The 12,747-nt window shown below is 62.5% G+C and carries 13 protein-coding genes; 6 read left to right on the top strand and 7 right to left on the bottom strand.

The features are described 5' to 3' along the window. The first annotated feature begins 69 nt into the window (after positions 1 to 69). Entirely contained in the window at positions 70 to 291 is a 222-nt protein-coding gene (locus ACB039_RS17510) for a hypothetical protein (RefSeq protein ID WP_371166119.1), read from the top strand. Positions 292 to 395: 104 nt separating this feature from the next. On the opposite strand, the gene ACB039_RS17505 is transcribed toward ACB039_RS17510, so the two are convergent. The 5 genes from ACB039_RS17505 to ACB039_RS17485 all read right to left on the bottom strand — a co-directional run bounded on the left by ACB039_RS17505 (position 396) and on the right by ACB039_RS17485 (position 6,053). Beyond that, a complete protein-coding gene (locus tag ACB039_RS17505) occupies positions 396 to 791 on the bottom strand; it encodes a hypothetical protein (RefSeq protein ID WP_043128369.1) in 396 nt (131 codons plus the stop codon). 192 nt (positions 792 to 983) lie between these two features. Continuing rightward, a complete protein-coding gene (locus ACB039_RS17500) occupies positions 984 to 2,285 on the bottom strand; it encodes a ferric reductase-like transmembrane domain-containing protein (protein WP_371166118.1) in 1,302 nt (433 codons plus the stop codon). A gap of 242 nt (positions 2,286 to 2,527) precedes the next feature. Next, a complete protein-coding gene (locus ACB039_RS17495) occupies positions 2,528 to 3,781 on the bottom strand; it encodes a DEAD/DEAH box helicase (RefSeq protein ID WP_371166117.1) in 1,254 nt (417 codons plus the stop codon). 134 nt (positions 3,782 to 3,915) lie between these two features. Continuing rightward, entirely contained in the window at positions 3,916 to 5,385 is a 1,470-nt protein-coding gene (locus ACB039_RS17490; protein WP_371166116.1) for a GGDEF domain-containing protein, read from the bottom strand. Positions 5,386 to 5,594: 209 nt separating this feature from the next. Continuing rightward, positions 5,595 to 6,053 carry a hypothetical protein gene (locus ACB039_RS17485; protein ID WP_371166115.1) on the bottom strand — a complete coding sequence of 153 codons (459 nt, stop codon included), beginning with the start codon at positions 6,051 to 6,053 and terminating at the stop codon, positions 5,595 to 5,597. Positions 6,054 to 6,219: 166 nt separating this feature from the next. Between ACB039_RS17485 and ACB039_RS17480 the strand changes: the two genes are divergently transcribed. Both ACB039_RS17480 and ACB039_RS17475 read left to right on the top strand, forming a co-directional pair. After that, positions 6,220 to 7,128 carry an S-adenosyl-l-methionine hydroxide adenosyltransferase family protein gene (locus ACB039_RS17480; RefSeq protein WP_218410500.1) on the top strand — a complete coding sequence of 303 codons (909 nt, stop codon included), beginning with the start codon at positions 6,220 to 6,222 and terminating at the stop codon, positions 7,126 to 7,128. 190 nt (positions 7,129 to 7,318) lie between these two features. Continuing rightward, a complete protein-coding gene (locus ACB039_RS17475; protein WP_371166114.1) occupies positions 7,319 to 9,214 on the top strand; it encodes a PhoX family phosphatase in 1,896 nt (631 codons plus the stop codon). A gap of 227 nt (positions 9,215 to 9,441) precedes the next feature. On the opposite strand, the gene ACB039_RS17470 is transcribed toward ACB039_RS17475, so the two are convergent. Continuing rightward, on the bottom strand, positions 9,442 to 10,002 hold the full coding sequence (locus ACB039_RS17470; RefSeq protein ID WP_005330618.1) for a carbonate dehydratase: 561 nt from the start codon (positions 10,000 to 10,002) through the stop codon (positions 9,442 to 9,444). Positions 10,003 to 10,239: 237 nt separating this feature from the next. Here ACB039_RS17470 and ACB039_RS17465 point away from each other — a divergent pair, with 237 nt between their 5' ends. From ACB039_RS17465 to ACB039_RS17455, 3 genes are all read left to right on the top strand, one after another. After that, a complete protein-coding gene (locus tag ACB039_RS17465; RefSeq protein WP_371166113.1) occupies positions 10,240 to 10,881 on the top strand; it encodes a ribonuclease in 642 nt (213 codons plus the stop codon). Positions 10,882 to 10,952: 71 nt separating this feature from the next. Beyond that, a complete protein-coding gene (locus tag ACB039_RS17460; protein WP_371166112.1) occupies positions 10,953 to 11,234 on the top strand; it encodes a helix-hairpin-helix domain-containing protein in 282 nt (93 codons plus the stop codon). Next, positions 11,231 to 12,277, top strand: a complete 1,047-nt coding sequence (locus ACB039_RS17455) for an NAD(P)H-dependent flavin oxidoreductase (protein ID WP_371166111.1) — start codon at positions 11,231 to 11,233, stop codon at positions 12,275 to 12,277. Before ACB039_RS17460 ends, ACB039_RS17455 begins: the two co-directional genes overlap by 4 nt. A 206-nt stretch (positions 12,278 to 12,483) precedes the next feature. Here the strand turns inward: ACB039_RS17455 and ACB039_RS17450 are convergent. Continuing rightward, the coding region (locus ACB039_RS17450; protein WP_371166110.1) for a hypothetical protein at positions 12,484 to 12,747 on the bottom strand (264 nt) is incomplete at its 5' end.

The raw sequence follows: 12,747 nt of genomic DNA, 5'->3' as shown, positions 1-12,747 counted from the left end.
TTCTGCCCACTGATAAATGGGCCTGCTTGCCACAGGGTGGCGAGGGGCCAAAGAGAAGGGAGCAAGACGATGAAATCCTGGGTCAAATACGGGTTGGCAGGGGCCTTGATACTGGTGGCGAGCTTCTGGGGCGGCAGCGTGCGGGCGGCGCAGATGCCCCTTGGCCCGGATGGCGCCTTGCCGGGGCAGATAGTCGCCCAGGCTGCGGCTCTCCCGAGTGGCACCTATTTCTTGTCTCTGGGGGGTCAGCCATCGGCTGCTGCCGGGCGCAGCACTTCAAGGCATGGATAGTGGCCTTTTAATCCAAGCGATGCAGAGGACTGTGCGGCATATTGCTTATCTACACAGGCCGGGTTGGTGCGCGGCATAGTGGGCATGACGCCAGATTGGATGGACTACTGCGCCTGATATTGGGCATCAAGCCAGGCGATGGCCTCTTGAGGGTCGTTGAATGCCCGGATATGGTCCGGGTGGGTGAGGGAGAGGCAGGAGAGGGCGATGTGATGGAGCACCTTGGCCGAATAGAGGGAGGCGATGGCCACCAGGTTCTTCTGGGCCAGCCACTGATAGGTCTCCTGCAGATGAGGCAGGGCGGAGAGCACCACCCCCTGATGCTGGCGATGGTCCACCAGAGCGCAGAAAGGCTTCCCGTCCAGGCTGTTCACCACGCGCTTTATCTGTGCAATCCACGCCAGCATACCCTCTTCATTGAAAGGGCCGATCAGCTCGCAGGTGACCAGGTGTTCCTGCACATTGAAGATGAACTCGCCGTGTTTTTTATCAAAGGACATACAACATTCTTATCCATGACCAGGGGCCGCAAGATGATATTGATTCATTCAATCTGCATCAATATCCAAGTGAGGGTCGCTGCCCTTGTTCGAGATTTTATGGGGGCAAGTCAGAGGCTGCGAGCGAGGTGCATCTGATATGACAAGGGCCTCCCTAGGGAGGCCCTTTTGATGATGCGCCTCATCTTGAGGCTAGCGGAAGCGGAACAGCTCCCGGTGCAGCGGGGCGGTCAGATGGGCATCCAGGGTGTGGGCCATGGGCTCGGGGCCGCAGAACCACACCGGGGTGTGCTGGCGTTCACCCAGGGCGGCCAGATCCAGCCGACCGCGCTCGGACTCCAGGTGCAATCGGTAATCGACCCCGGCCCGGCGGCACAGTTCGGCGAGGCGGCTGTGATAGGGGGCGGCCTCGGCGGTGGGGGCGCATTGCAGCAAGGCGGTGCCCGGGCGTGTCTCGCCACGGCGCACCAGCGCCTCCAGCCAGGCGACGAAGGGGGTGATGCCGATACCGGCGCCCACCCAGAGCGCGGGGGCCGGGTCTGGCAGGGCGAAGGCGCCATAGGGGCCGGTCACGATGACGGCATCCCCCACCCTGAGGTGCTGGTGCAGCCAGTGGGTGTGATCCCCGAGGGCGCGCACCGCCAGGGTCAGGGTGCGGCAGTCCGCCGAGACATTGACCAGGGTGTAGGGATGGGGCTCGCCGCGCCCGGCGAAGTCGAAGAAGGCGAACTGGCCCGGACGGTAGCCAGACAGGGGAGAGGTCAGGGTGACCCTGATCTCCAGGGTGCGTTCGTCCAAAGGGGTGAGGGTGCTGACCGTTCCCTGGCGGCGCGCATTCTGGCCCACCCGGCCAAACAGGGAGTAGAGCGCGCCCATGGCGCCCAGCCCGCCCCCCACCAGCAAGGTCAGACCGACCGGCGTCAGGACGCCGATGCGCGGCAGCAGGCAGAGCCCGTGCAGCCAGCCCATCAGGTAGATGACCGGGGCCAGCCGATGGACCACCTTGAAGCGCTCGTAGCGCACCACCGCAAGCAGGCTCACCACCACCAGGGCCAGCAGCAGATAGAAACCCCATTCCCCCAGGGTATTGCCGAGTTCGTGCCACAGGGCATCGTTGCCAGCGCCAGCGCCAGCGCCAGCACCGCGGCGTGCCGGCCGGGTCAGCCAGTCGGCGGTGACGGCCCACTTGGACGCCTCCACCAGCAGCCAGTGGGCCATCAGGGTGCCGGTGGCCCAGAGCGCGCTGCTGCGATGCAGGTGCAACATGCGATCCAGCCCGCCACACCAGACTTCGAGCCTCGGCAGGCGCAGGGCCAGCAGCAGGGAGAGGGTCATGGCACCGAGGCCAATCAGACCGGTCAGGATCAGCAGTTCATGGCGCCAGGGCCAGAGGCCGGCAGACCACTGGGTCATGCCAGCGAGCCAGATGAGGGTGAGGGTCAGGGGCAGGGCCCAGGCGAGGGATGCGGGTTTCATGATGTCCTCCTTGTTCATGTCTCTATTGCACGCCCGCTTTGTGGCAAGAGTGTGCCCCTTTACTACCTCTTTTGTAGCAGAGTGTGGCAAAGGGTCGCCGGGTCAATGGAAGAGGGTTGAGCAGGAGGGCGCGGGGGAGAAAAGCGGTGGGAGAGCGGCAGGAAAGCGGTCGGCCTGCTGGAGCTAGCCACGAGCCCGCGCCAGGAGAGTGGTGACGCGGGGGCGCCCGCATGGCCGACGCCCTCGCAAGATCCCCTGTGTCAGGGCTTGCGCCCCTTGCCGCCCTTGTTGCCCGAGAGGGCCTGCTTTCTGGCCTTCTGCTTCTGGGCTGCCTTGCTGGCACGGCGCGGTTCGGGGTCGAAGCGGGTCAGATCCGGCTCAAAACCCGGGAACCACTGCTGGGGCAAGCGGGTGTCGAGCACGGCCTCCACCTTCTCCAGCAGCGGCGCATCCTCCGGGCTGAACAGTGTGATGGCGAGCCCCTTGTTGCCGGCGCGGCCGGTGCGCCCGATGCGGTGGACGTAATCCTCCGCCACAAAGGGGAATTCCAGATTGATCACATGGTTGAGGTCGCTGATATCGAGGCCGCGGGCCGCCACGTCGGTGGCCACCAGCGCCTGCAGGGTGCCGGCGCGAAACTCCAGCAACACCTTCTCCCGCGCGCTTTGCGACAGATCGCCGTGGAAGGCGAGCGCATTGATGCCCGCCTTGCCGAGCTGCTGGGCCAGCTTGTCGGCCCCCTGGCGGGTGCGGCTGAAGATCAGGGCCGGAGCCCAGCCCTTCACGGTCAGCATGTGTTCGACCAACGCCAGCTTGCGATCCCCGTCCACCGCATAGACCCGCTGCTCCACCTCGGCCGCCGTGGTGTTGCGCGGTGCCACCTCGATAAGCGCGGGGTCACGCAGCAGCACCTTGCTCAAGGCAAACAGGTTGTCATCGCAGGTGGCTGAAAACAGCAGGGTCTGGCGATCCGCCGGGATTTGCTTCAGCAGCGCCTTTATCTCGTCCATAAAGCCCATGTCGAGCATGCGGTCCGCCTCGTCGAACACCAGATGGCTGAGGTTCCCAAGGCGCAAGGCCCCCTGACGCAGATGGTCGAGCAATCGACCCGGGGTGGCGATCAGCAGATCCACCCCGTTTTTCAGCGCCTCCACCTGGGCGGCTATGCTGACCCCGCCGTACACCAGGGCGCTGGTGAGATCCGTGCCCTGCCCGTAGCGCACCACGCTCTCAAAGACCTGCACCGCCAGCTCGCGGGTCGGCACCAGCACCAGGGCGCGGATGGGGCGGGGCGACTCGCCTTGCGGCTGCTGCATCAGTTGCTCCAGCAACGGCAGCACGAAGGCGGCGGTCTTGCCGGTGCCGGTCTGAGCCCCCGCCAGCAGATCCCGCCCCGCCAGAATGACGGGGATGGCGCTGGCCTGAATGGGGGTTGGCGCGGCATAACCCAGCTCACAGAGGGTCTGTTGCAGACGGGGAGAGAGGGCCAGTTCGGCAAAGGAGGCAATGGACATAGGGCACCAGTATGGGGTTATCGCGGCCAGGGCCGTGACGAAAGCAGACAGTGGCCGCCATGGTAGCAGAAGCACCCCGCACAGCAGAAGGTGATGACTGTCGGCGGGGCGGTGAGGGCCCTGCTGTTGCGGGATCAGTCGGCCGCGGTCTGCTCCCGTATCAGTCTGATCTCCTGCCCCTGGTAATAGGCGATGTTGTGCTTGCCATGCTGCTTGACGTGGTAGAGCAGCGTATCGGCCAGGTCGGTGGCTTCGGCGACGGTCAGGTAATCACGGATGCGAATGATGCCTGCCGAGAAGGTGATTGGGGCGGACAGTTCCTCCATCTGAAGTTGTGATGCCAACAGACGGGCCACGGTCTGGCGCATGCTGGCCTCGTCGCCGAGCCTCTTGTAGAGGACGATAAACTCCTCGCCGCCCCAGCGAATGGCCTTGTCCCCCTTGCGCATATTGGCCGTCAGATGACGGGCGAAGGCGGCGAGGGCGATGTCTCCCACTCCGTGGCCATAGGCGTCGTTGATGGACTTGAAGTTGTCGATGTCGAGGAGCATCAGGTAGTCGTGCTCCTGCAACTGGGCCTGATCCAGGATGTCCCGTCTCGGCAGCCGGGTCAGGTGATCGGTCTGTGCCAGGGTGCGCAGGCGGCTGTAGATGCCCCGTCCCGTCAGTATGAGCAGCAGCAGGGCGATCAGATAGAGCTTGAAGGCGGGGCCATAGAGCACCGCTCGCATGAAATCGCCGTAGCTGTATGACCATTTGAGATAGAGGTCGACGCTGGCCTTGGCCCGCATAAAGCGGGTATTCAGGCAGAGATGCCAGGGGCGACAGGGCTCTATTTCATCGAAAGAGAGTGTGGTTCTGGTCGGATTGAGGCTCTCGAAGGGGCGAAGCACATCCTTGAACGCCTCGTCGACGGCGATGTCTATGCCCGTCAGACCATGGCGGTAATCCGCTATCATCGGGTCGTAGAAGACGAAGGGGAAGTACATGGTGATGGTCTGCAACCCGGTGAAGGTGTCGGTGTAGATGTCGGACACCCAGGCCTCATCCGTGCTGCAGGGCACATGGGCGGAGGCGAAGAGGGCGCAACCGAAATAATGGGTCCAGGGTTCGATGTCATTGAGGTCGCTGTTGGTCGGCATCAGCCGGTTCGGGAGTGTCAGTCGGTCGGGCACCATGCCAAGCAGGCGACGATCGTCATAGAAGGCGTAGAGGTTGATGACCTCGGGGTAGGAGAGGGCATATTGGTAGGCGATGAGTACCGGGTTGGATGAGGGGAGTATGGGAATGACAGCCATACGGGTCAGGGTATCGAGGTCATAAGCATAGGCATAGGCCGTCGCATCCCTGTTCTCGCTGAAGATGGGCGCCTTGATGCTGCTGTTGTCGACGAACCGGGCCAGCGCGTCTGGCGCCAGGATGCGGGCCCGCTGATAAAACACCTCGAACACATTCTGCTGTTTGGCGGTGATGAGCTGCATGTCGTGCCGGATGCTGAGGTAGGTGTAGTTGAACACCAGCCCCAACCCTGCCAGTGCCAGAGAGAACAGTGTGAATTGAATCAACCACTTGCGGGGGATGATCCGCAACAGTGATCCCGCCATGCCGTGATGCTCCCGGGTAGTGACAGAAGACTTTTTTGTAACTGATTCTGCTCGGCATCACCAGACGAAAGTTGGCGGGGGCAGGCAGCGCAAGGAAAATGAGCCTCCAATATCAACAAGATAGACGTTCACGATTCGATGGCAAGGGAAGGGCGAATCGATGGTGGTCGCGGAGTAAGAGGGCATGGCGCCCCTGACTGGCGCTGCCATCACGGGAGCAGTTGCACCCGTTCGGCACCCAGGTGGTGCATCCATTCTCGCAGGATCAGCAGGGTGGCGGCGAAGCGGCGATCTCTGGGCAGCTGGGCCGCAGCCAGCGGATCTCCCTCCACCATGGCTACCAGCTGGCCGAACAACCGTTCGATGCTCTCCCGGTTCAGCTCGTGACTGCCGAGTCCGCCTGCCAGCGGCACCGGGCTGTGAAGCTGTATCAGGGGGTGGGGTTGGATATGGGCCGCGAGGGACATCAGTGCATCTTCCACCACCATGATGGCCTGCTCCAGCTCGAGGGGGGTTGGCGGGTCCCGGCGAAAGGGACCGGGTGTCATGGCATTCAGGCCCAGGGCCAGTGAAAAGGTCTGGCTGACGCCATCCGCCCCGGTGATCTGTACCCGGCTCTGGCTGTCACCCAGGCTCAACAATAGGGTTTCGTGCCCTTGCTCTGTCATACCGTCGTCTCCTGAATTTGACTCGTCCATGGATACACCCGGCGGAGCACTCTGGCGAGTGCTTTCCCCCCATTCGGGCAAGGGGGCTTGCAAAGGTGTCATCAAATGGCATTCTGGACGTCTAGATTTCTGTTTCTCTGTTGCATTCCCCACAAGGAGTCCTGATATGGCTATTCGTACCCTTCCCCGCGCCCTCGTCCTCGCCCTCTCGCTGATGGGGAGTGGTGCCTTCGCAAACGAGGCGCTGGTCTTCCAGACCGACTTTGGTCTCAAGGACGGAGCCGTCTCCGCCATGAAGGGGGTCGCCTTCGGGGTGGACAGGACACTGCCGCTGCAGGATCTGACCCACGAGATCCCGGCCTACAACATCTGGGAGGCCTCCTACCGCCTCTACCAGACCCTCAACTACTGGCCCAAGGGCACCGTCTTCGTCAGCGTGGTGGATCCCGGCGTCGGCACCGATCGCCACTCGGTGGTGCTCAAGACCAAGAGCGGCCACTACATCGTCAGCCCGGACAACGGCACCCTGACCCTGGTGGCCGAACACTTCGGCATCGAGGCGGTGCGCCAGATAGACGAGAAGCGCAACCGCCTCAAGGGCTCCGAGAAGTCCTACACCTTCCACGGTCGCGACGTCTACGCCTACACGGGGGCGCGGCTTGCCTCCGGCGTCATCAGCTTCGAGCAGGTGGGGCCCCTGCTGCCCGCAGAGGTGGTGACCATCCCCTACCAGCCGGCCGTGGCGGAAAAAGATGGCACTCTCAAGGGCACCATTCCCATCCTGGACGTGCAGTACGGCAACGTCTGGACCAACATCGACGACGCCTTGCTCACCAAGGCGGGGATCAACAAGGGGGACAACGCCTGCATCAGGATCAGCGAAGGGGATGCGCTGAAGTATGAGGGCAAGGCCCCCTACGTCAGCAGCTTTGGCGATGTGCCGGAAGGCCAGCCGCTGGTCTACCTCAACAGCCTGCTGCAGGTCTCGGTGGCCCTCAATATGGACAGCTTCGCCACCAAACATCAGGTGCAATCCGGCGCCAACTGGCATGTCAGCCTGAAGAAGTGCGGTTAGACGCAGTCAGTCATGTCTCTATTCGGGGCGGTGGGACTCGTGTCCACCGCCCCTTGTTCTAGGCGGTGCGCCTTGCCGGGCCAGCCGGTTATCTCATCGTTTGTCATCATCGTTTAATAAAGTGCCGCCATGCTGTGGCCGGACGCAGTGATGACGCAATGATGCCAGCAGAGAGAACAAGGAAAAGCCGATGAGCCGTTTTGACGAGAGAGACAGTGTCAACCATCCCCGGGAACAGGAGCCGGAGTTCAACCGCCTGATCGAGGCCGGCCTCAGCCGTCGGGGGTTCCTCAAGGGAGTCGGCGCCGCCAGCATGGTGGCCTTCTTCGCCGCGAGCCCGGTAGCCCGCGCCGTGGCCGCCGCCACCCAGCCGCTGCTGGGGTTCCAGGCCGTGCCCGCCTCGGTGGCCGATGCCATAGTGGTGCCGCCAGGTTACAAGGCCGAGGTGCTGATCGCCTGGGGTGATGCCCTGTTCGCCGATGCTCCCGCCTTTGCCCAGAGCAATGATGCCAGGGCCCAGGCACGCCAGTTTGGCGACAATAACGACGGCATGAGCTTCTTCCCCCTGGGCCCTGATCGCGCCCTGCTCGCCGTCAACAATGAGTACACCAACTACGAATACCTGTTTGCAGATGGCGGCAAGGCGCTCAGTGCCGAGGCCGTCGCCAAGGCCCAGGCGGCCCACGGTGTCTCTCTGGTGGAGCTGGTACGCATCGATGGCAAGTGGCAGGCCAACCCCAGGGGGGCACTCAATCGCCGCATCACCGCCACCACCCCCATGACTCTGAGCGGCCCGGCGGCGGGCCACGCCCTGCTCAAGACCCAGGCCGACACGGAGGGACGCACGGCTCTTGGCACCTTCAACAACTGCGCCAACGGTCAGACCCCCTGGGGCACCTACCTCACCTGCGAGGAGAACTTCAACGGCTACTTCGGCAGCGCGGGCAAGCCTGAGTTGGACAAGCGCGCCGCCCGCTACGGCCTGGCCGCCGAGGATGCGGGCTTTGGCTGGCACCAGTTTGACGAGCGCTTCGATCTCGCCAAACACCCCAACGAGCCGCACCGCTTCGGCTGGGTGGTGGAAATCGATCCGCACGATCCCGCCTCCACCCCGAAGAAGCGCACGGCGCTGGGCCGCTTCAAGCATGAGAATGCCGCCTTCACCATCAATAAAGATGGTCGCTCCGTGGTTTACCTCGGTGATGACGAGCGGGGCGAGCACATCTACCGCTTCGTCTCGAAGAACAAGGTTGCACCGGGCAAGGACCCTGCCAACCGGGATCTGCTGGATGAGGGCACCCTCTATGTGGCCCGCTTCGAGGCCAAGGAAGGGGAACTGAAGGGCACCGGCCAGTGGTTGCCCCTGGTGTATGGCCAGCACGGCCTGACCCGGGAGAACGGCTTCGCCGATCAGGGGGAGGTGCTCATCTTCGCGCGCGAAGCCGCGACCCTGCTCGGCGCCACCACCATGGACAGGCCTGAATGGGTGGCCGTGCATCCCCACAGGGCCGAGGCCTACTGCACCCTGACCAACAACAAGAACCGCGGCCTCAAGGAGAACCAACCCCTGGACGGCGCCAACCCCAGGGCCGAGAACCCTTATGGCCAGATCATCCGCTGGCGCCCGGCCGGTGGCGATCATGGCAGCGACAGCTTCGAGTGGGATCTCTTCCTGCTGGCGGGCAATCCTGAGGTCAATAAAGAGGGGTTGATGGCGGGCAGTGCCAACATCAACCCGGACAACATGTTCAACAGCCCGGACGGCATCGGCTTCGACGAGGCGGGACGGCTCTGGATCCAGACCGACGGCGATTACTCCAACGAGAAGCAGTTTGCCGGCATGGGCAACAACCAGATGCTGTGCGCGGACCCGGCGAGTGGCGAGGTGCGCCGCTTCCTGACTGGCCCCATTGCCTGCGAGATCACGGGCCTCACCTTCAGTCCGGACTGGCGCACTATGTTCGTCGGGGTGCAGCACCCGGGGGAGGAGCTGGCACCCTCCCACTTCCCGGATGGCGGCACCGCCATTCCCCGCTCCGCCGTGCTGCGTATCACCCGGGACGACGGCGGTATCATCGGGGCCTGATATTCCGACCCGCTGCCCCTTGTGCCGCATGAGGGCGCAGCCTGCGTGACGTGAACCCCGAAAGTTGGGCACCCAACGAGTAGGGGTTCTTTGTTTTGAAGGCGTCGAGCGGGAGAGATAAAGAAGAGGGGATGCCAGCGCCATGGTGGCGTGTTCGGCCGGGTCAGGATTGCGTGCAGAGAAAAGGGGCCGCGTGGTGCCCCTTTTCTGCTATGACATGGCTGGCGTCAGAACTCGTTGGAGAGCGCCTTGTAGCCCTTGACCAGGTCGATGTTGGTGTGGGCCACGTCTTCGGAGAACTCGGTGGCATCCACGGTGACGCGGGGTATCTGGGCCAGATCGCTCTGCTGGTTGATGCGGGTGGTGGAGGGCACATAAAAGCCCGGGGGCAGATCGCAGCCGTCGATCACCGAGTTGTGGCGCACCACCGAGCCTTCGCCGATATGGCAGTTGAACAGCACGCTGTTGAAGCCGATGAAGACCCGGTTACCCACCTCGCAGGGGCCGTGCACTATGCTGCGATGGGCGATGGAGCTGTATTCGCCTATGGTGACGGCGGCGCCGGACTTGGAGTGGATCACCACTCCGTCCTGAATATTGGAGTTGGCGCCGATGACGATGGGCTCCATGTCGCCGCTCTCGTCCACCTCGTCGGCGCGGATCACGGCATAGGGGCCGACAAACACATTCTCCTTGATGATCACCTTGCCACAGATGATGGCGGTCTTGTCGATGTAGGCGGATTCGTGGATGACGGGCAGGTGACCTGAGGGATTCTTGCGGATCATGTTACGTCCTGTTGCAGCTGAATTCGGGGATAAGGTGGCGGGACGCGGGGGCTCGCCGGAGAGTCAGCTTACGCCTCTGATCCGGGAGGGGAAACCCTTTACTGGTCTGACCCTCCTTTAGTAAGGGCATTTCACATGGTTGTTCTTTGACTCCCTTGTATGGGAGCATGGGGACTGGTATTGCGGGGAACACGCCGCACAAGCAGGGGGGCAAGACATGGTGATGGAGGTTGGAAGATGAAGCAGATCATGGTGTTGCTGATGGCCACTCTGTTGTGGGCCCAGACCGTGCAAGCCAAGGGGCGGGCAGGGGAGTTTGACTACTACGCCATGGCGCTCTCCTGGTCACCGCAGCACTGCGCCATCAAACCGGCCGATAGAGAGCAGTGCAGCCGGCAACTGGGATTCGTGCTGCACGGCCTCTGGCCCCAGTATCAGCGTGGCTACCCGAGCAGCTGTTCTCGCGAGCGGCTGGATCCCGCCATGGAGCAGCAGTTTGCCGGGCTCTATCCCAGCCGTTTTCTCTATGGTCATGAGTGGGAGAAGCACGGCACCTGCTCCGGCCTGAGTCAGGAGGCATTCCATCAACTAGCCAGCGACCTGCGCCAGAAGGTGAAGATCCCGGTCGCCTATCAATCGCCAGCAGAGCCCCTTCGCAAGAGTACCTTCGAACTGAAGGCGGATCTGGCCAGTGCCAATGAGTGGTTGGCACCCGACACCATGACGGTGGCCTGCGCCGATGGCGGGCGTTTCCTGCGGGAGATCTACATCTGCATTAACAGGGAAGGGACGGATGCCGTCCCCTGCTCGGACGAGATGCAAAAGCGGGAGCGCCGCTCCTGCGGCCAGCCAGACTTCCTGCTGCGCAGCGTGCGTTGACCCCATTTTATTTCAATCAGGCCCCTTGAGGGCCTGATGTTCAAAGAGAGCCATCGGAAAGGAGCTCTGCAATGACCGACGTGAAACAGTTTTCGGCACGGGAACGCAGTTTGCTGCTCGGGGTGAAAGGGGTGGGGCCCACCGTCATCGAGAGGCTCGAACAGCTGGGTTACCATACCCTGAGTGAGCTGGCCGAGGCGGAGACTGGCCACATAGTCCGGTTGGTGGCCAGCATGCTGGGCTCGACCTGCTGGCAGAACAGCCCACAGGCCCGCGGTGCCATCGACGGCGCCATCGCGCTGGCGCGCAGTCATATGGCAACCTCAGTCGCAGAAAGAGAGGCCGATACATGAGCCTGTTTGCCGAACTGGGGATGCGCTATCCCATCATCCAGGCCCCCATGGCCGGAGTGCAGAACTGTGAGCTGGCGATGGCGGTGACAGGGGGTGGAGCCCTGGGATCATTGCCAGCGGCCATGCTCAGCCCGACTGACCTGCGAAGCGAGCTCTCTCGGCTTTCCGCCAGCGGTCTGGGGCCATTCAACATCAACTTCTTCTGTCATCAGCAAGGGGATCCCGATCCGCAGCAGGTCGCACGCTGGCAACAGGTGCTGGCGCCTTTTTATGCCGAGTTCGGTGTGAGTATCGATGCTGTATCGAATGGGCCAGGTCGCGCCCCGTTCAACGCCGAGCATGCAGCCATCCTGGCCGAGTTCAACCCCGCCGTAGTCAGCTTCCACTTCGGCCTGCCGGCGCCCGAGTTGCTTGCCAGGGTAAAAGCAACGGGAGCAAAAGTCTTTGCCAGTGCGACCACGGTAGCAGAAGCGAAGTGGCTGGCCCGCCATGGCGCCGATGCCATCATAGCCCAGGGGCTGGAGGCGGGAGGCCATCGCGGTCACTTCCTGAATCAGGATCTCAGCTTGCAACAAGGCACCTTTACGCTGTTGCCACAGATAGTGGCGGTAGTGGATTTGCCTGTCATTGCTGCCGGGGGCATTGTCGATGGCAAGGGGATCAAGGCCGCCCTGGCACTGGGGGCCAGCGCCGTCCAGATGGGAACGGCATTTCTCTGTTGTCACGAGGCGACGACCTCGCCCCTGCACCGTGCGGCGCTCCTGGGGGCGCATGGCCGGCACACCGCACTGACCAATCTGTTTAGCGGCCGTCCGGCGCGGGGGATAGTGAATCGCTTGATGCGGGAGCTCGGCCCTCTCTCGGCACTGCCCCCTGATTTCCCCCATGCCAGCGGCGCATTGGCCCCGTTGCGCGCCGCGGCTGAAAAGATGGGAGAGGGCGGCTTCTCGCCACTCTGGGCCGGACAGAATGTCTCGGGTTGCCGCTCCCTCGCCGCCGCCGAGCTGATCTCAGCCTGGGTCGCCGAGGCCGATCTGGCCTGATGACCTCTTTTTACTGCCTTCCTTTATATAGGTATCTGTATGGGCATCGGCTTTTGGTCAGGATGGCGTCGAGACGCTGCCGGATTGGGGAGCACCGAGTATCAATCAGAGCTCTTTTTAACGCCCGCCTGTGGATAAGTTTGTATAAAAGCTGTGTTTTGATATGAATAACTAATAAATGGCCGTTTTTTGCAATTTTATTGCAGTCAGCGCTTGCCAATGTGATCAATGTCTCTATAATGCACCACATCGACAGGGCAAGCGGCAACGCAAACAACCACGTCGATAACCTCGAAAAGCCTTTGAAAATAAGGCTTGACTCGAGAAGGCGGTTGAGTAGAATTCCACTCCCGCAGCAGCACACTGTTGCATCGCTCTTTAACAATTTGAATCAAGCAATCTGTGTGGGCACTCACAGCATCGAACATCAAACAATTTTGTTGATTTTCAATGTCTGGTGAAGTGACCAA

The organism is Aeromonas sp. S2(2024) (assembly GCF_041402505.1).
Classification (GTDB): Bacteria; Pseudomonadota; Gammaproteobacteria; order Enterobacterales; family Aeromonadaceae; genus Aeromonas; species Aeromonas media.
The sequence above is the reverse complement of the archived record's forward strand: the minus strand, read 5'-3'. Positions and strand labels throughout refer to the sequence as shown.